A 17,767-nucleotide genomic window follows, 5' to 3' on the forward strand; every position below is an offset into this window, starting at 1 on the left:
TTTATTTAATAAGAGGTTATCTCATAAGGTGAATAAAATTATTAAATCATAAATTTTGTATAATTTTTTATAAAACTAGTAAAAATATTACTTCTCTATTTTTGAGAATATATAATGTTTGTGTTAATGAAATTATTTTTAACTAAACATTTGTTTATTTACTTTATTGAATTTTATTTCTGAACAAGTCTAATAAAAATCAATTTAAAAATTTACAATTCATAAATACTTATAATATCTTTTAAATTCCCCGCTAGCCTCATCTTCAGCTAGTAAAAAGCATTCCAATTCAGCTTCCTGTCTTTCTCTTTCTTCATCTAGCAAAAGTTTATACCGAAAATCAATATGAACATGCTCTTCTTCATTTTTCAAAGAATTTTCAGGAATCTCAATCACATTAACATCAATCAGCCCAAAGTTCTTCATCTTCTTATCAACCACAGCACTAAATCCCGTTTCTTCAAAAAACTCACGAATAGCTGTATCCAAAGGCATCTCATCATTTTCCACATGCCCCGCTGGCAACAAAATCGTTTTTAAATAAGGATGTCTTATAAAATAGCATTTTTCATTTTTAAAAACTACCGCACTTGCTGACAAATGCACCTTTGACTTCCTATTTATCAAATTTTTTACATCTGCCTTTAATAATATTTCCAAAATACTTTCAATTTTTTTACTTAATTCAGGTTCATATTCTATCAAACTCATTACATGATTTTTTAAAAAATTTATATTTTCCATCTTCAATTCAAAATTCCCTTCTTATAAATTTTTTCAATATCTGTCATTAAATTTTTGATAAATAAACAATATCAAAGTAATTGGAATTATCCATATCGCAACTGATAAAAATATTCTAAGTGCCAATTTCAGTAATGCAATCACAGCCACAATCCCAATCGCTATTCCCAAACATTTTATTAATATTTCTAAATTACTTTTTGGTGTTACATCTTTCATTTTTTTACCTTCTTTCTTATTTATTTTAGATTATAGACAAATATAATCTCAATTATTTTGAAATTATATTTTATACTCAAATCCATTTAAAATAGAACTGCTACTAAAAATTATATAAATCTATAGTCATAATTTTTGAGTTCAGTTTTAAGTCAGTTTTACTATATAAAAATTTAAATTGTTTAAAAATATAATTTTTTTTAATTTTCCCTAAAATTTTTACTCTATACTCTACAAATAATTTAATTCTTTAGAATAAAATATATTTATGCTAATAGAATAATTTCCACCAATTTATTTTATATTTTAAATAAAAAATCAAATATATTTTTTTATAAGTATCCGTTCCTTCCCCTTCCTAGTTTCCCCTTTATCCAGAAATAATTTATATTTCCCAAACCCTCTAATCGTAATCAAACTACCAATTTCAAGCAATTTAGATTTATCCTTTTCTTCCACATAATCAACAAAAACTTTCCCCTTTTCAATCGGATCAATTACTTTTGTACGAGATAGATTTGTGATTGTCGAAACTATACTATCTAACCGCTTTGATGGAATTGTAATTAATTTATCATCATATCTATACTTTGGAAGTTCATTTTTACTTTTAATATCTACAATTTCAATTTTACAAGTTGCTTTCCCAATCTGCTTTAATTCCGAAACAATATAATCAGCAATTTTTTCAGAAACTGGAATATACCCAAAAATCTGTTTACTTTTACTATCACTTTTGAGAATCAAATCCCCCAAAAGTTCTCTCTTTATATTAAGCCCCATAAGACTTCCTAAAAAATCTTTATGTAAATACTCATGAAATCTTGAATTTATTGATATTCTTAACAATTTATTTGGAAATTGAAGTTCATTTCGATTAAGTCCAAAATTATTATGACCATCTATACCGTCTATAAAACTATCAGGAACAAATGCAATCTGTCTTCTATCACTATCCTCAAAAACTCCATCACAAACAATATTCACTCCTCCAAATTTCTTCCCTAATTTCTTCCAAAAATTCGGTGTGTAAAATTCCTCTGTAAAACTAATAATTTCATAATCTTGTGCAATTTCGTAATAGTTATATAATTTACTAGCCAAATATTCCTGCTCTTTTGGAAATTGTTTTAAAAAGTTTTCTTTTTTCATTTGTTGTGTTGTTCCCTTTCTTAATTTTATTTATATGTTAATTTTTCTATTTTTTCGCTCATTATTTCTACTTACTTACTTACTTACTTACTTAATAAGTTATATTGAATAAATATAATTAATATTGTATATTTATTTTATTTTTATTATTATTATTTTATTACGTCCGATAATTTTATTTTTAGTTTTAAATTTAAAAGATAATAAAATTAGTCAATTATACATTGATTTACTCTTATTATTATCCTAATTTACATTTACATTACGATGTTTATGTTCCATTTTATTTCCATTTTATTTTTTTTCACTTCCACTTCGCACTTCGCTTTCTCTCCATTTTTTTAAACTTATTTCTAATTAAGTCAAACAAAAATATTACTACTTTATTATACTTTTTTCTTTTTTATGTTATTAATGGAAACTTGCTCTCACTTTTATTTAATATTTTTTACCATTTTACCAATTTTTTCTCTTACGATAAAAAATTTTGAAAAATACTTTCTTTTCATTATCAATCTTCACTAACAACTCTCAGATTATCCCAATCAGTATTTTCACTTTTTTCTTCTTTCTTTTGCATTTCAAATTTTTCATACTCAGAAATCAAATTTCCTAATTTAGAAATTACATAAGCTACAACACCAATATCATCACCAAATCCAATAATTGGCAAAATATCAGGTACTGCATCAATTGTTGAAATAACATAAATAATTGCTCCTGCAATTTTTACCTTATCCATTGTTGGAATCTTAAATTCTCCTCTTCTATCTGATTTCACCATTCTCACAAGAAGTTCAAATTTCGTTGTAACTGCTCCCAAATTATTTTTCAATTTTCCAGCTTTTTTTAAATCTTCTGCTGCAATTTTTATTTTTTTATATTTTTCATATAGTTTTTTTGCATTTTTTAACATCATTTTCCTCTTTCTTATATTAAAGTAATATGTTTAATTATACTAAAAATATCTTTTTTATTCAATTATATTGGCTTAATATTATCTAATTTTAAATATTTGAAATACTCTGATTTACTACATTTATAAAAAAAATACAGTCTAAAAATTTTTCTAACTTCACAAAAAAGACACAAATTCTACATAATTTTGTCAAAATTTATTGATATTATATTCTTGTCGATGAGGAAAAGACATAAAAAATAAAATTATTAAATAATTGGAGGAATTATTATGAAAAAAATAGATAAAAAGAAAATTTTAGGAATCGCCTTATTAACATCATTATCAATATTTGCAGGCACAACAGCAAATAATACTATTAAAACAACAACTGCAGCAAGTAACACAGCAAATGACGAATGCAGACCACCACATAGATTGCAAAAAGATTCAAATGGAAATCTTGTAGATGAAAATGGAAATATTGTAAAAAAACCTGATCCAGCTAGAATTGAAGAATTAAAGACAAAACTAAACAACGGAAAAATTACAAAGGCTGAAGGAGCTGAAATTGCAAAAATGCTAGATAAAAGAGGACCTCACAAACCAAATGATAAATGTAAGCCAAAAGATGCCCCAAAAAGATTGACTGATACAGAAATTCAATCACTAACAAATTCATTAAACAGCGGAAAAGTTTCAAAAGATGAAGCTGCTAAATTAATAGAGATGTTAAATCATAGATTTAAAGGATCTAAACCTAATGATATGCCTTTAAATTAATAAATAGACTAATAAAATAGTCATACTAATAATAATGCTAACAAATATATAATCTTTGATATTCACAACTTAAATGACAGATTCTTCTATATTATTATATAAACTCTCTCTACTGCTATTTAAGTTAAAAAAAATGGCAATCTTGTAAATTATAAAAAATAAGAACGATAATTTATTAAGACTGTCATTTTCTTTTATTATTATAATTATTAATGATTTCTATATTTTTTCTCACTTCTATCCTTCTATCTATCTGCTGCTGTGATCTTTTTATTTATTATATGGAACCATTAACACAACACAAATTTGTGCATTTAATATTGTAACTTCTTAGGCAGAAAAAATATTATTTTATTAGTTAATGAATTATGTGTTGATAATTAAATATCAAAATGAGGATGTTAAAGAAAGTAAATAAAAAAAAATATATATATTATATTAATAAATAATCAACGTCCGATAATTTAAATTTATTATTTTATATTTTGTTTAAAAATTTAAAATATTGATATTTCTAATAATCTTTTTCATTATTTATACTAAACCCCCATTTTATTATTCTTAAATAATTAAAGTAAATATTCACTTTTTAAACAGGGAATAGTATTAAACAGTAATCTATCATAAACAAATAAGAAATAGATTTTTTCATAAAAAAAGCCGAATAGAAATTCGGCTAATTTTTTTAAATTAATTTTCTATTTTTTAATAATCCCAGCATTTCTCAAATATTCTCTCGCAACATCTTCCGCTTTCTCACCTTTTACAGAAACACGGTAATTCATTGTCGACATTTCTTCGTCTGAAATTTTGCCACTCAATTTTTCCAAAATCTTTTTCAATTTAGGATATTTTTTCAAAGTTTCCTCACGCATCATTGGAGAACCTTGATATGGTGGGAATAAATGCTTATCATCCTTTAAAATAACCATATTATACTGAGCAAGTTCGGGGTCAGTAGAATAAGCGTCAACCAAGTTAATATCGCCACTTTGAACAGCAACATAACGAAGTTTTGGCTCAAACTCTTTAATATTCGGAATTTCAAACTGATACAATTTTTTAAGTCCAAGATAACCATCTTCACGGTCATTAAATTCTCTTGTAAATCCAGCTTTTATCTTATCCTTCACTCTCGCCAAATCAGAAATCGTCTTCAAGTTATTTTCATCGGCAAACTTCTTGCTAACAGCGATTGCATAAGTATTATTATATTTCATAGGTTTTAACATAACCATTTTAAATTTAGTTTCCATTCCTTTTTGTGCTTGATTAAAAACATCTTCAGCATTGTTATTCACAGGAGTTTCGTTTAAGAAAGTGAAAACGGCAGTTCCTGAAAATTCAGGATAAATGTCAATATCGCCATTTTTCAAAGCATTGAATACGAATGAAGTTTTTCCAAGTCCAGGTTTTAACTCAACGCCAAGTTTACTATTTTCTTCAATCAAAATTTTATATATATTTATCAATATTTCTGGCTCTGAACCAAGTTTTCCAGAAATTATCAATTTATCTTTTTTTGTATTATTAAAACTGCTAATTGATCCAAAAAGACACGCAAATGTGATTAAAATTAGGAAAACTAATATTTTTTTGATACTCAATTTTTCCAATTGCTTAAAGATGAAATCGAATAAAATTGCAAGTAAAGCAGCAGGAATCGCTCCTAACAAAATCAAATAGTTATTATTTCTATCTAGACCAAGTAAAATCAACTTTCCAAGCCCTCCGGCTCCAACAAGGGAAGCTAGTGTGGCAGTTCCTATAATCAAAACAGCAGCCGTTCTAACTCCTGTCATTATTACAGGCATAGCCAGTGGAAGCTGAACTTTTGTAAGTTGCTGAAATTTATTCATTCCTAAAGCTCTTGAAGTTACCATATACATTGGATCTACGCCAGTAATACCAGTGTAAGTGTTATGTAAAATTGGAAGCAGAGCATAAAGTATTAAGGCGATTATCGCTGGTTTTCTTCCAATTCCAACGATTGGTATTAAAAGTGCCAAAATTGCTAAAGACGGTATAGTTTGAATAACGCCGTTAATCGCAATAACAATGTTCGCTAATTTTTTGTGATAGCTCAAGTAAATTCCTAGTGGAATGGCGATAATTAGAGCAATTATTAGTGCGATAAAAGAAATTTGAATATGTTCTACAATTCCACTAAAAAGTTCGTCTTTTTTTTCTAAAAAAGTCAAAATTAATTTATTCATAAATTTCACCTTCTTTCTTTTTGATAGCTATAAATTTTTTCACAAAATCATTTTTAGGATTTGAGATTATTTCGTGTTTTGTTCCAGCTTGAACTAACTCGCCGTCTTGAATGATACAAATTTTATCCCCCAATAAAAATGCTTCTTCAATGTCGTGAGTTACAAAAACAATTGTTTTGTGAATTTGTTTCTGAAGTTTTTTCACATCTTCCTGTAAATTCGCACGAGTGATGGGATCTAACGCACTAAACGGCTCATCCATCAAAATAATTTTTGGATCAGCAGCTAGAGCTCTTGCAATTCCAACTCTTTGTGCTTCTCCACCAGACAATTCCGAAGGATTTCTCTTTCGATATTTTTCAGGCTCAAGTCCAACCATATTTAATAACTCGTCAATTCTTGCATCAATTTTTTCTTTCTTCCATTTTTTCAATTCAGGCACAATCGCAATATTTTCTTCAACATTCATATGTGGAAAAAGTGCCACTTGCTGCAAAGCATATCCAATATCCCAACGCATTTTGTGAATATTGTAATCTTTTACATTTTTTCCGTTAATTTTCACTTCCCCAGTCGTATTATCCTCCAACCGATTAATCATTTTCAAAAGTGTAGTTTTCCCACTCCCAGACGGTCCAATAAAAACCGTAATTTCAGACTCATTTATAGTCAAGTTTATATTTTTTAATCCAACATTCCCATTTGGATAAGTCATTCCAACATTGATAAATTCTATCATTCATTTACCTCCAGTTAAATACCAAATAATTTTTTATAAATTTTATAAATTTCAAATTTTGTTCAGTATTTTAAATTATTTTTTATTAAATTTTTGTTCAGCTCTCTCAAAATTATGCAAAACTTTTTCTAAAGTCACCTCAAAAGCTAATCTCTCCTCATTTGAAATTCCTTCAAAAGAGATTTCAGTCATTTTATCAGAAATTTCATCATATTCACTTTTCAAAGATTTTGCATAATCCGTCAAAAAGATTAAACTTTTCCGTTTATCACTCGGACAAAATTTTCGTATCAATAAATTTTTTTCTTCCATCCGCTCAAGCATCGTTGTAAGCGAACTCATAGCAAGACCAGATTTTTTTGACAATTCTCTATTACTAATCCCATCATTTTCCCAAAGTACATGTAAGATTCGACCTTGTTCCCCATTAAACGCCGTTATATTTTTTTGTGCCAAAAATTTATTCAAAAGTCTAGTATTTACTTGTTTTATTCTGCCTATATAAAATCCAGAGTTTGATTTCATAGATTTCCTCCTTTACAAAATTATTACTATATGATAATATATTTATATAAAAATATTACTATATCGTAAATTTATGTTACCATATAGTAATAAAAAAGTCAAATATTTTTTATAAAAATGATAAAATGTTTTAAAAATAAAAAAACAAAAGGAAGGAAGTTAAAATTTATGGAAAGAAAATTTATGAAGGCAATGGTGCTTGAAAAACCGTGTACTGCTGAAGAAATGAAAATAAAAAATGTGCCAATTCCAGAAGTGAAAGAGAACTGGATTCTTGTGAAAATAAGGGCATTTGGAATAAATAGAGCGGAAATTTTTACTCGTCAAGGAGATTCGCCATCAGTAAAACTTCCAAGAGTAATTGGGATTGAGTGTGTCGGCATTGTGGAAGAGCCGTCTAACAGCGATTTTAAAAAAGGCGACAAAGTTTTTTCGATGATGAATGGCATGGGAAGAGAATTTGACGGAAGTTATGCAGAATATATTTTGATTCCCAAAAATCAAGTTTATAGATTGCCTGATGAAAAAGATTTTTTCAAAAATATCGAATTAAAAAGTAAAGAATTGTTAAAAGAAAGATTTTCAAAAAATTTGGAAATCACAGAAGAAAATATTTTCTGGTCAGAAATTGCAGCATATCCAGAACTTTATTATACGGCGTATGGCTCACTTTTTAAAAGTTTGAAATTAAAGGAAGGAGAAACACTTTTAGTTCGAGGTGGAACAGGTTCGGTGGCATTAGCAGCTATTCAGTTGGCAAAAGCTATCAATGTAAGAGTTATCGCTACGAGCAGAAGTGCATCTAAAAAGCAGTTTTTGAAGGAAAAAGGCGCAGATGAAGTGATTGTTGGGAATGAAAATTTTGATGAAAATTTGAAAAAATTATTCCCAGATGGCGTTGATAAAGTTTTAGAATTAATTGGAAGACCAACTTTGAAATCGTCGCTAAAATCAGTAAAGCAAGGTGGAATCGTCTGTATGACAGGATGTCTTGGAGGCTGGATAATTGAAGATTTTGAGCCGTTGGTTGATATTATTTCAGAGTCGTATTTAACTTCATTTGACAGCACAAATGTCAATAAAGATACAGTTAATGAAATGTTTGATTTTCTTGAAAAACATAATATTAAACCATGCATTTCAAAAATATTTACATTAGATGAGATTTCTTTGGCACACAAATATTTAGAATCCAATAATGCTAACGGAAAAGTCATTATCATAGTAAGGTAGATACTAATTTTTTTAATCTCTATATTAATATTTATTATAAATATATGAAAACCTATTCATTTGACAAATAGGTTTTTTTAATATATAATAAATTATATTTTGCGAATGATTTGCAATTCATTGAAATAAAAAACGTTTTTTATTATTAGGAGATGTTATTATGAAATTAACTAAGAAAAGGCAACAAATACTTAATCTTGTAAAGTCTTCAGACACTCCAGTAAATGCCAAGTTTTTAAAATCAAAAGTAGATTTTGACTTATCAACGGTTTATCGAGCTTTGGAATTTTTAGAGAAAAATAATTATATTTTTTCATTCGACTTTGAAAATGAAAAATATTACTTTAAGGAAGAAAATGCCAATTTTTTTATTTGTGATTCTTGTAAGCATATTGAAACTATGCCTGAATTTTCAAATGAAGAAACAGAAAAGGAAAAAAGCGAATTAAAAAAACGAGGCTTTTCACTATTGTCACATCTTTCGATTTTTAAAGGAAAATGCAACGATTGTGATTAAAATTTATGATTTACAAAATACATATAGGAGGAATTAAAATGAAAAAATTATTATCATTACTTTTATTATCAGCTCTGTTTATTTTTTCTTGCGGAAATAAATCAGAAACTAAAAAAGAGCAAGGAACTACTACAGGAACAAGGGAAAAAATTGTAACAAGCGTACCGCCTTTAAGATGGCTTACTCAAAAAATTGCAGGAGATGATTTTGAGGTTATTTCAATTGTGCAGCCAAATATGAATCATGAACTATTTGAGCCAAAACCTTCAGATTTGAAAATTTTGGAAAATTCAAAAGTATTTTTCACTTACAATATGTTAGGATTTGAAGAAACAATTTCTGACAGCTTAAACGATAAAAATAAAATTGTTAATGTTTTGGATGGTGTTGATAAAAATTTATTTATCAAAGGAGATCATGATCACGACCACGAACACGGTAAAAAGGAAGAACATGAACATCATGAGCATGAGGGAATTGATCCGCATGTATGGTTCTCGCTTGATATGATGCCAAAAATTGCTGAAAATATAAAAAATGAATTGTCAAAACTTTACCCAGACAAAAAAGAAACTTTTGAAAAAAATTACAATGCTTTTATCACCGAACTTAATCAAGTAAAAACAGAACTTTCACAAAAAATGGCTTCAAAAACTAAAAAATCATTTATGATTTATCACCCTGCATTAAACTATTTCCTAAAAAATTATGCCATTGAAGAAATTTCAATCGAACAGGAAGGAAAAGAACCATCAGCACAGCAAATAAAAGAAATTATCGATGAAGCAAAAGAACACAACGTAACTACAATCCTAGTTCAGCCTCAATTTCCTAAACAAAGTGCTGAAGCCATTTCAAAAGAAATTCCTAACTCAAAAGTCGCTGAATTTAACGTTGACAAGGAAAATGTCTTTGAAAATCTAAAACAGTTTGTAGATTATTTAAATTAAAAATTTTTATTCAAAAAAAGAACGAGAAGAAAACGAAAGGATAAAAATTTGATGACTAACGGACAGAATAAAAAACTTGTGAGTGTAAAAAATCTTAACTTTAAATACAGCAATGACTATATTTTGAACGATATAAATTTAGATATTTTTAAAGGAAAAAATGTTGCAATTTTGGGAAGAAATGGTGGCGGAAAATCAACTTTAGTAAAAGTTATGCTTGGATTTTTGAGAAAAAATTCTGGCAGTATTGAATTTTTTACAAGTGAAAACAAAATTGGGTATTTGCCACAAATAAGGGAGTTTGACACTTCCTTTCCCATTAACATTTTTGACTTGGTAATATCGGGATTGACTAATAAAAATAATCTTTTCAGAAGATTTAACAATGAAGAAAAAAAACGTGCTGAAATACTCTTGAAGGAATTTGATATTTTTCATTTAAAAAATAAATTAATAAACGAAGTTTCTGGTGGACAGCTTCAAAGGGCATTAATTGCACGTGCCTTAATTTCTTCGCCAGAACTTATTTTTCTTGATGAGCCAGAATCATTTCTGGATAAGGAATTTGAATTTAAACTTTTTGAAAAAATAAAGGAACTGTCAGATTCGACAATCGTCGTAATTTCTCACGAACTTGAAAAAATCTACGATTACATTGATTCAATTTTTGTCGTGGAAGGCAGTATTCGAGTTTATGAGAAAAAGGAAGATTACGTGTGCAGCAATCCTTATTTACATTCACACAAATAAATTTTACAAAATTAAAGATAAATTATTAAAGATTGGGGAATTATGGAATTTATAAAAATTTTTGAATACGCCTTTATGAGAAATGCCCTTATTGTAGGGCTTCTTTCTAGTATATGCTGTGGAATAATAGGAACTTATATTGTAAATAAAAAAATGGTATTTATTTCATCAAGTATCAGCCATGCCTCTTACGGTGGTATCGGAATAGGAATTTACCTAATTTATTTCTTTAACTTGCCAATAAAAGATCCATTATTTTTTGGATTAATTTTTTCAATATTGTCAGGTGTGCTGATTTTAGTTTTAAAAGACACTCTTCACGTTGACGGTGATTTGGGAATAGGTATCGTTATGTCAATGGGAATGGCTATCGGAATTATTTTTGCCTTCTTGACGCCAGGCTATCAATCCGATATGTCAACTTATTTATTTGGAAATATCCTTTTATCCAACACCCTGAACATAATTTTACTGCTAATACTGGACATAATCACAATCACATTTTTCATCATCTTCTACAAAAGCATCGTCTACACCAGCTTTGATGAAAACTTCTACAAAATACACAGCGTCCCAGTAACCTTCATAAACTACTTTATGATAATCCTAATATCCTCCGTCATAATAATAAACATAAAGACAATAGGAATCATCTTAATAATCTCAATCCTGACAATCCCGCAGGCAATCGCAGCCTCGCTCGCAAGAAAATACTCAGCAATCATAATTCTATCCATAATTTTCTCATTTATAGGAATACTGTCAGGACTATATTTTTCCTACACGCTGAATATTCCGTCAGGCCCTTCTATTATTGTACTGCTTACGATCTTGTTGGCGTTAGTTAAGGTTGGGGGATTTGTGAAGGGGAAATTTTTGAATTAATAAATTTTAATAACTATAAAACACCTTCCTTTTAGAGTAATTTTTAAAGTTGCTATTACAATGGAAGGTGTAATTTTATTATAAATTTCTATTTTTATTCTTAAGAATTCTTGTTATTCTCTTTATTTCCTAATTTCTCTAGTTTTGCTTGATATTCTTCTATCTTTTTTCTGTAATATTCTTCATCTTTTTCTTCTTCATATTTATTTTCAAACTTCGATTCAATCATTGATTTCAACTTATTAGAGATTAACTTTTCTCCAATTTCACCTATTATAAAATCAACCTCATGTTTTATATCCGAATACTTTTCAGCTTTTTCTATTTTATGTACTATCCCTTTAATCTTTTCAGTAGCAAATTTCCCAAAAGTCGATTCTAAAAACATAGTATTTTTAAACAAATCAATAATATTAGCCCCAAAAGTTTTCACATCCTCTTTAATCTCAGCCTTAATTTTACCTTTTTTATTTTTACTTAAATAAATACAGTCTTTTGCTAAAACATCTGCTATCAGAAAAGGACTGTGTGTTGCAAAAATCAATTTAAACTTTTTATCTTCATACCTTCCTAATTCTTCTATTAATTCATATAAAAATCTTCTGCTCCATTCAGGATGCAAAAAACTTTCTATTTCATCAAATAAAAGTGTAATATATTCTTTATTTTTTAATTCTCCTCTTAAAACTCCATGAAGAGTTGAAAAATATTGTAATTTTATTCTTTCTCCATCACTTAATCCTTCTTCTTCTATTTTTATTATATCCTCTATATTTTTTAAAGATATGTCTAAACTATTTTCTGATTTTGGAATAAGAAAAGAATCGTATTCTTTTAGTAACTCTACTAATTTTTCATTTTTCTTTTTACAATTAATTCTAATTTTTTTAATAGTTCCTTCAGGATTTTGGATATCTATTTCTTTTTCTGATATCTTTTCTATAAGACTAGCTATTCTTTCAATAATACCATATCTCTTCGGAATATACCAATCAAAACCCATACCTGTTAATTTATCATATTTCTTAAATAATATTTCACATTTCTCAAATAAAGATTTGTCATTTAATAATTCTAATAACTCACCTTTTATTTCTTTTAATTCATAAATTTTTTTAGAATTTTTGTTTAAAATTTTTAATATAATATGTAAATAAATATAATTAAAATAATTATTAAAAATAATATCCTTCAGATTATCTTCATTTTTATTATCAAAATTTTCAATTTCATCAAAATTAAAATTATTTTCATTTTTATTATTATATAACTTAAAAAACTGTCAATTTCACTAAAATCCAAATTTTCTATTTTTTAATCTTCTCTTTTATTTCTCCATTTTTTGATTTTTTAATTCTTCATATAAATCAGGAATTAATAATGTAAAGTATGCATTTTCAAAATTATTATTATTTTTTCTTGATTTACCTTGATTAAATAATTATATATCTCTTCTTTACTTACATTCCCTAATCCAACATTCCATTTATAAATAATTGTTTCTGACTGTGCATATATTTCAGATAATATTTCTCTTTGAGTAGCATTTATAGTCTTTTCTCTAAATGAAAATTTTATTACTCCTATTTTTCCTATATAATTTTTATTGTCTTGATAATTTTCTTTAATTAATTCATCTACTATTGGAAGTTCTTTTATTTCTAAAAATCTATTTCCATTCCCTTCAATAATAAAATCTTCATCATTTCTACTAGATTTATACAAAATAATACTATCATTATTTCTATTTTCAATATCAAGAATTAGATTTGAATTTAACACTTCTAAAATACTTGTCTTCCCACTCCCATTTTTCCCAATCAACAAATTAACACTATCTATATTTCCTATTGTTTTATCAATAGAATAAAAATTTTCTATAGTATTATTTGCAGATTCACATTTTTTATTGATTGATAATGTGTCTTTATCTCTATTATACTTAATTTCATAATTGTTATCAAAAGTAATTTCAAAATTTTTCAGCCCTTTATATCCTTTTACCCACATATATATCGGAAACATTTCATATCCTCCTTAAATTTTTATATTAAATTCCTCTAAAATATCTTTAGTCAATTTCGCCAAAGGCTCTCCATTTTCTATTCTTTTTCTATACGGCTCTTTCACAATATCTTTAAAATATTCTTCAAGCTGTTTTTTCTTATCAACATCACTTTCAAACATTTCTACACAATTTTCCAAATAATTTTCTGGATATTTTTCAATATTATATAGCAAATTTTGAATATACTGATTATGCGATTTTTTATATAGTCTATCCAATCCCAAATTTTCAATACTATTCTTTACTTTTTCTACGTCTTCTTTATTTTTAAGATTTTCATAGTCAATTTTTACATAAAAATCTGAATATCTTTCTCCTAAAATTTCACTTATAACTTCTTTTGAAGTCCTAAATTTCACTCCTAATTTATCAAAGCCTTCCTTATACAAATAAACAGAATTACGTGTATCTTTATTCCCTTTAAATCTGCTATTGCAAATTTGGCAACTAGGAATAAAATTATATAAAGACAAAGCTAAAAACGGATAAAGTGATTTTGGATAAAAATGATCCAAATCTGCTGTTGTTTTTTCATCGTTATTTTCTTCATAACTACTAATATAATTTCTTTGACAATATGGACATATTTCTATTCCTATTAAAGACAATAATTTATGTCTGCTCCACGTCTCTTTTTCATCTATTTTCTGTCCTTCTCCATATAAGTTCGCATATTTAAAAAGTTCATTTGGCAAATACTCTTTATAAAAAAGAAGATTTTGAGGTAAATATTCTTTATTTATATCTAACTTTTCAAATTCTTTTACTGATTTTTTTTCTACGATGAAATCTTTTTCCCCTTCTTTTATTTTTTCTAATATATCTAAATACTTTTTTATAGAATCTTTTTCAGATTTATTAGACAATTCATTATATACTTTACATATATTTGGTAAAATATTCTCTTTATACCATACTGAATCTTTTTTTTAATCATTTTTTAAGTTTTCCAAAAAACTTTTATCAAATAAATCTTCATCAAATTTTTCTTTTTCCTCTATAACAAAATTCTTACCTTTTTTAATTATTTTCTCTAGTATATTTAGATATTTTTTTATAAAATCTTTTTCACTTTTTTTATGCTTTTTATATTCTTCAAATAAAAGTTTATTTTTACAATTTTTTGAATTTTTTTTCAAATTATTTCCTAATTTCTCTTTTAATTTTTTTTCTACAAAAGCATTTAAATCTTTTTTGTATAATTTGTTGTACACCCTACGTATATTGGGTAAAATATTAATTTCATACCATTTTGAATGTTTTTCTTTTATTATATCCCAATTATTTATTTTTTCTACATCTATTTTTATCATCTTTTCTCCATTTACAAAATTTAAAAATCTGCAATTTTATAACTTCTAATTTTTCTTAATCCAGTATACTATATTTCATCAATAATTTCTATCACTATTAACAAAAAAAGAGGAAAATGAAAATCTCCTCTTTCTAAAATCTATTATTTCTTCACATAGACAAATTTTCTCTCATCCGACATATCCTCATCAAAAACATACCCATCCAAAGTAATATTTCTCAATTTTTTCACATCACTAATCTTGTTTTTCACAATATAATTTAAAGTAAAACCTCTCATTTTCTTCGAGTTTGTGCTCACTTGCCTTAATTTACCCTTTGAATCTTCCCAAAACTCAAAATCAATTAATTTATCGGGGATTATAAGTTTAGAATATTCCTTTGAGGCAAGATTTAAAATAACATCTTCCTTTTCAAAATATTCATTCACGCTTGTTTTCCAGACTTCATAAAGCGACTTACTTTCAAAAATTGAATTTGTCATATCAAGACGATACTCCTTCACATTTGTATAAGGCGTCAAAACCCCATACAAAGCAGACAAGATAATCAAATGCGATTCCAAATATTCAAAATCACTTTTATCAAATGTTTCAATCTTTATAGCCTTATACGCAACACCAGTGTAACTTGCCAAAGCATTTCCACTTTTCTCATTTTCATAATTTTGATAAAATTCCGATAGCTTTTGTGCCTTTTCACTTTTCAATTTAAACTTTTTCTCAATTTCTTCCACAGAAAAAGTTTTTATTTTTTCAATAATTTCATTTGTTATTTCTAGATAAAAAGGCTCTTTTTCAGTCAAAGAGCCACTATCTTTTATTGGCAAATTGCTAATTTTTTTAGTTTTGCTTGGTGATATTATAATTTTCATAGATTAAATCTCCAAATCTAATTCATCATTATTAAATTTAAAATCATCATCATGCAAATGCACTACTTCCAGTGCTTTCTCATAATTCGTAGATTTTTTCGAGAAGAAATCATGCTGTGTTGTTTCCACATTTAATCCATTTAACACAATTGGATTTACATTCTTCACTTCAAATTCTTCTTCAAATCCTAGATTCATCAAGGCTTTGTTCGCATTATAACGGATGTATTCCTTCACATCGCCTGTAAGCCCCAAATCACCATAAATTTCATCAGTATATCTTGTTTCATTTTCGTACAAGTCATACATTAATTTTTTTAGTTCAGCCCTCATATCAGCTTTTTCCTCTTCGTTGAAAGAATTATATAATTCCTGAAACAATAATCCTACAAAAACTCCGTGAATCGATTCATCAGCTATGATTTTCTTGATTATATCGCAACTTGCAACCATTTCTCCCTGTCCTGCAAGCCAAAGCGGTAAAAAGAAGCCGCTGTAAAACAAATATGTTTCCAAATAAACCGAAGCCGCCAGAGCCATCGCTATTTCCCTTTTTGAAGCCTCAGGATTATTCATTTTCTGATAATATCCGTCAATTTTATTAGCTTTATACTGCAAATGCGGATTTTCCTGAACCCATCTGAATGTTTCATTAATCTCCCTTGTAGACGCAACCGTTGTAAATATTGTCGAATAAGACTTCGCATGAATCGTTTCCATCATACACATATATGAAAGCACCGAACGATTTTGTAGTGACTCAATATGATCAATAATTTTCGGCATCCCTGTATGGCTTTGTAGCGTATCCAACAGCGTTAATCCTCCCAGTACGTGCAAATACGCCAACTTCATCGCAGGCTCAAGTGAATTCCAGCTATCAATATCCTTCGACGGAATATACTCCGTATCAATCCAAAATTGCTTCAAGTTCTGCTCCCAAAACATCTCCACATAATCATTTTCTGGAGTATTCCAGTTTACTGCCTCATATATTTTTTTCTCCATTTTTTGTTTTCCTTTCTTGATAAAATTGTTTTACCAATTTTTTATATTATCTCAATCAACTCCCACATTTTATATAAAATTTAGAATAATTCACTATGACTACCTGATGCTAATAAAATCAATATTAATTTATCTTCAGCTATCTCATAGATTAATAACCAATCTGGAGTTATATGACATTCTCTTGCCCCATCATAATTATTGACTAATTTATGATCCTTGTTTTTAGGAGGAAGTTTTTCTCCTTTTGCTAATATTGAGATTATACTTTCTAATAATTTTAAATCTTTTTTCTGTTTTTTTAGATTTTTTAAATGTTTTTTAAATTTCCCAGTAAGAATAATAGAATATTTATACTCTTCTTTTTTACCCCTCATAATCTTCTCCCAAGACATCTTTAAACATATCTTCTGGACTACTGTAAGATTTATAATTTGAAGGATTTTTCTTAATTTGTTTAGCTTCTTCAAATGCTTGAGCCAATTCTGAATTTTCAGGTAAAGAATTTATATAAAATGGTATGCCTTTTTCTCTTATAGCTTGTTTCAAAAATATATTAATTGCTGTACTAAGGCTTAATCCTAAATCTTTAAATAATTTCTGTGCTTCTTTTTTAGTTTCTTCATCTATCTTTATACTTGTATTAACTGTTGCCATAAAATATCACTTCCTTTTATATTTATTATACATACAAAGTATATCTTTTGTCAATCAATTAGTTTATCATAATGTTTATTTATGCCAATCTTTCGGAAAATCCATTTTATATAAAATATCATTTATATTTATATCTATAATATCTTTTAGTTTAAATTCAAGTAAACTTAATAATTCTCGTAACTTTTTTGTTAGACTTTCATATTCTTCTTTTGATAAAAATAATTTAAGTCCT

21 protein-coding genes are annotated in these 17,767 nt (G+C 27.1%); 6 read left to right on the forward strand and 15 right to left on the reverse strand.

From position 1 onward, the window contains the following. Positions 1–219 precede the first annotated feature (219 nt). The 4 genes from FVE73_RS05305 to FVE73_RS05320 all read right to left on the reverse strand — a co-directional run bounded on the left by FVE73_RS05305 (position 220) and on the right by FVE73_RS05320 (position 3,031). Positions 220–744 (reverse strand): NUDIX domain-containing protein, encoded by a 525-nt coding sequence (locus FVE73_RS05305; protein ID WP_026238998.1) that lies wholly within the window; start codon positions 742–744, stop codon positions 220–222. Positions 745–777: 33 nt separating this feature from the next. After that, complete coding sequence (locus tag FVE73_RS05310) at positions 778–963, reverse strand: hypothetical protein (RefSeq protein ID WP_018498016.1); 186 nt, start codon at positions 961–963, stop codon at positions 778–780. A gap of 318 nt (positions 964–1,281) precedes the next feature. Beyond that, positions 1,282–2,115 (reverse strand): YlmH family RNA-binding protein, encoded by an 834-nt coding sequence (locus FVE73_RS05315; RefSeq protein ID WP_018498017.1) that lies wholly within the window; start codon positions 2,113–2,115, stop codon positions 1,282–1,284. 511 nt (positions 2,116–2,626) lie between these two features. After that, positions 2,627–3,031, reverse strand: a complete 405-nt coding sequence (locus tag FVE73_RS05320; RefSeq protein ID WP_018498018.1) for a YkvA family protein — start codon at positions 3,029–3,031, stop codon at positions 2,627–2,629. Between the two features lie 273 nt (positions 3,032–3,304). Between FVE73_RS05320 and FVE73_RS05325 the strand changes: the two genes are divergently transcribed. After that, entirely contained in the window at positions 3,305–3,796 is a 492-nt protein-coding gene (locus FVE73_RS05325; protein WP_018498019.1) for a hypothetical protein, read from the forward strand. A 698-nt stretch (positions 3,797–4,494) separates the two neighbouring features. On the opposite strand, the gene FVE73_RS05330 is transcribed toward FVE73_RS05325, so the two are convergent. The 3 genes from FVE73_RS05330 to FVE73_RS05340 all read right to left on the reverse strand — a co-directional run bounded on the left by FVE73_RS05330 (position 4,495) and on the right by FVE73_RS05340 (position 7,276). Then, positions 4,495–6,012: an ABC transporter permease/substrate-binding protein gene (locus FVE73_RS05330; RefSeq protein WP_018498020.1), complete on the reverse strand. Its 1,518-nt coding sequence runs from the start codon at positions 6,010–6,012 to the stop codon at positions 4,495–4,497. After that, positions 6,005–6,751, reverse strand: a complete 747-nt coding sequence (locus tag FVE73_RS05335; protein ID WP_018498021.1) for an ABC transporter ATP-binding protein — start codon at positions 6,749–6,751, stop codon at positions 6,005–6,007. Before FVE73_RS05335 ends, FVE73_RS05330 begins: the two co-directional genes overlap by 8 nt. A 75-nt stretch (positions 6,752–6,826) precedes the next feature. Then, positions 6,827–7,276 carry a MarR family transcriptional regulator gene (locus FVE73_RS05340; RefSeq protein ID WP_018498022.1) on the reverse strand — a complete coding sequence of 150 codons (450 nt, stop codon included), beginning with the start codon at positions 7,274–7,276 and terminating at the stop codon, positions 6,827–6,829. Between the two features lie 168 nt (positions 7,277–7,444). Here FVE73_RS05340 and FVE73_RS05345 point away from each other — a divergent pair, with 168 nt between their 5' ends. From FVE73_RS05345 to FVE73_RS05365, 5 genes are all read left to right on the forward strand, one after another. After that, the gene (locus tag FVE73_RS05345) at positions 7,445–8,509 is read left to right on the forward strand and encodes a zinc-binding alcohol dehydrogenase family protein (RefSeq protein WP_018498023.1); all 1,065 of its coding nucleotides are present in this window, start codon (positions 7,445–7,447) and stop codon (positions 8,507–8,509) included. 160 nt (positions 8,510–8,669) lie between these two features. Further along, complete coding sequence (locus tag FVE73_RS05350) at positions 8,670–9,026, forward strand: Fur family transcriptional regulator (RefSeq protein WP_018498024.1); 357 nt, start codon at positions 8,670–8,672, stop codon at positions 9,024–9,026. Between the two features lie 38 nt (positions 9,027–9,064). Continuing rightward, the gene (locus FVE73_RS05355) at positions 9,065–9,976 is read left to right on the forward strand and encodes a metal ABC transporter substrate-binding protein (protein WP_018498025.1); all 912 of its coding nucleotides are present in this window, start codon (positions 9,065–9,067) and stop codon (positions 9,974–9,976) included. 51 nt (positions 9,977–10,027) lie between these two features. Beyond that, positions 10,028–10,726 (forward strand): metal ABC transporter ATP-binding protein, encoded by a 699-nt coding sequence (locus tag FVE73_RS05360; RefSeq protein WP_018498026.1) that lies wholly within the window; start codon positions 10,028–10,030, stop codon positions 10,724–10,726. A gap of 42 nt (positions 10,727–10,768) precedes the next feature. Then, complete coding sequence (locus FVE73_RS05365; RefSeq protein WP_021769158.1) at positions 10,769–11,611, forward strand: metal ABC transporter permease; 843 nt, start codon at positions 10,769–10,771, stop codon at positions 11,609–11,611. Positions 11,612–11,711: 100 nt separating this feature from the next. On the opposite strand, the gene FVE73_RS05370 is transcribed toward FVE73_RS05365, so the two are convergent. The 8 genes from FVE73_RS05370 to FVE73_RS05400 form a co-directional block, all read right to left on the reverse strand. Next, positions 11,712–12,614 (reverse strand): AAA family ATPase, encoded by a 903-nt coding sequence (locus FVE73_RS05370; RefSeq protein WP_232058540.1) that lies wholly within the window; start codon positions 12,612–12,614, stop codon positions 11,712–11,714. A 371-nt stretch (positions 12,615–12,985) separates the two neighbouring features. Continuing rightward, complete coding sequence (locus tag FVE73_RS05375) at positions 12,986–13,636, reverse strand: OLD family protein (RefSeq protein ID WP_175284484.1); 651 nt, start codon at positions 13,634–13,636, stop codon at positions 12,986–12,988. Positions 13,637–13,648: 12 nt separating this feature from the next. Next, a complete protein-coding gene (locus tag FVE73_RS05380; protein WP_018498030.1) occupies positions 13,649–14,545 on the reverse strand; it encodes a hypothetical protein in 897 nt (298 codons plus the stop codon). Positions 14,546–14,608: 63 nt separating this feature from the next. Next, positions 14,609–14,992 (reverse strand): hypothetical protein, encoded by a 384-nt coding sequence (locus tag FVE73_RS10880; protein ID WP_018498031.1) that lies wholly within the window; start codon positions 14,990–14,992, stop codon positions 14,609–14,611. 143 nt (positions 14,993–15,135) lie between these two features. Beyond that, complete coding sequence (locus tag FVE73_RS05385; protein WP_018498032.1) at positions 15,136–15,867, reverse strand: YaaA family protein; 732 nt, start codon at positions 15,865–15,867, stop codon at positions 15,136–15,138. A gap of 3 nt (positions 15,868–15,870) precedes the next feature. Beyond that, a complete protein-coding gene (gene nrdF / locus FVE73_RS05390; protein ID WP_018498033.1) occupies positions 15,871–16,875 on the reverse strand; it encodes a class 1b ribonucleoside-diphosphate reductase subunit beta in 1,005 nt (334 codons plus the stop codon). An 80-nt stretch (positions 16,876–16,955) separates the two neighbouring features. Continuing rightward, a complete protein-coding gene (locus tag FVE73_RS05395) occupies positions 16,956–17,252 on the reverse strand; it encodes a type II toxin-antitoxin system YafQ family toxin (RefSeq protein ID WP_018498034.1) in 297 nt (98 codons plus the stop codon). Continuing rightward, a complete protein-coding gene (locus FVE73_RS05400; protein ID WP_018498035.1) occupies positions 17,242–17,532 on the reverse strand; it encodes a type II toxin-antitoxin system RelB/DinJ family antitoxin in 291 nt (96 codons plus the stop codon). Before FVE73_RS05400 ends, FVE73_RS05395 begins: the two co-directional genes overlap by 11 nt. Positions 17,533–17,767: the final 235 nt, after the last annotated feature.

This window comes from Leptotrichia wadei (assembly GCF_007990545.2).
In the GTDB taxonomy this organism is placed as follows: domain Bacteria; phylum Fusobacteriota; class Fusobacteriia; order Fusobacteriales; family Leptotrichiaceae; genus Leptotrichia; species Leptotrichia wadei.

Bases quoted from the DNA above. Each gene is read 5' to 3' on its own strand.
- FVE73_RS05305 (WP_026238998.1), bottom strand. From the start codon at position 744: ATGGAAAATATAAATTTTTTAAAAAATCATGTAATGAGTTTGATAGAA.
- FVE73_RS05310 (WP_018498016.1), bottom strand. From the start codon at position 963: ATGAAAGATGTAACACCAAAAAGTAATTTAGAAATATTAATAAAATGT.
- FVE73_RS05315 (WP_018498017.1), bottom strand. From the start codon at position 2,115: ATGAAAAAAGAAAACTTTTTAAAACAATTTCCAAAAGAGCAGGAATAT.
- FVE73_RS05320 (WP_018498018.1), bottom strand. From the start codon at position 3,031: ATGTTAAAAAATGCAAAAAAACTATATGAAAAATATAAAAAAATAAAA.
- FVE73_RS05325 (WP_018498019.1), top strand. From the start codon at position 3,305: ATGAAAAAAATAGATAAAAAGAAAATTTTAGGAATCGCCTTATTAACA.
- FVE73_RS05330 (WP_018498020.1), bottom strand. From the start codon at position 6,012: ATGAATAAATTAATTTTGACTTTTTTAGAAAAAAAAGACGAACTTTTT.
- FVE73_RS05335 (WP_018498021.1), bottom strand. From the start codon at position 6,751: ATGATAGAATTTATCAATGTTGGAATGACTTATCCAAATGGGAATGTT.
- FVE73_RS05340 (WP_018498022.1), bottom strand. From the start codon at position 7,276: ATGAAATCAAACTCTGGATTTTATATAGGCAGAATAAAACAAGTAAAT.
- FVE73_RS05345 (WP_018498023.1), top strand. From the start codon at position 7,445: ATGGAAAGAAAATTTATGAAGGCAATGGTGCTTGAAAAACCGTGTACT.
- FVE73_RS05350 (WP_018498024.1), top strand. From the start codon at position 8,670: ATGAAATTAACTAAGAAAAGGCAACAAATACTTAATCTTGTAAAGTCT.
- FVE73_RS05355 (WP_018498025.1), top strand. From the start codon at position 9,065: ATGAAAAAATTATTATCATTACTTTTATTATCAGCTCTGTTTATTTTT.
- FVE73_RS05360 (WP_018498026.1), top strand. From the start codon at position 10,028: ATGACTAACGGACAGAATAAAAAACTTGTGAGTGTAAAAAATCTTAAC.
- FVE73_RS05365 (WP_021769158.1), top strand. From the start codon at position 10,769: ATGGAATTTATAAAAATTTTTGAATACGCCTTTATGAGAAATGCCCTT.
- FVE73_RS05370 (WP_232058540.1), bottom strand. From the start codon at position 12,614: ATGGGTTTTGATTGGTATATTCCGAAGAGATATGGTATTATTGAAAGA.
- FVE73_RS05375 (WP_175284484.1), bottom strand. From the start codon at position 13,636: ATGTTTCCGATATATATGTGGGTAAAAGGATATAAAGGGCTGAAAAAT.
- FVE73_RS10880 (WP_018498031.1), bottom strand. From the start codon at position 14,992: ATGATAAAAATAGATGTAGAAAAAATAAATAATTGGGATATAATAAAA.
- FVE73_RS05385 (WP_018498032.1), bottom strand. From the start codon at position 15,867: ATGAAAATTATAATATCACCAAGCAAAACTAAAAAAATTAGCAATTTG.
- nrdF (WP_018498033.1), bottom strand. From the start codon at position 16,875: ATGGAGAAAAAAATATATGAGGCAGTAAACTGGAATACTCCAGAAAAT.
- FVE73_RS05395 (WP_018498034.1), bottom strand. From the start codon at position 17,252: ATGAGGGGTAAAAAAGAAGAGTATAAATATTCTATTATTCTTACTGGG.
- FVE73_RS05400 (WP_018498035.1), bottom strand. From the start codon at position 17,532: ATGGCAACAGTTAATACAAGTATAAAGATAGATGAAGAAACTAAAAAA.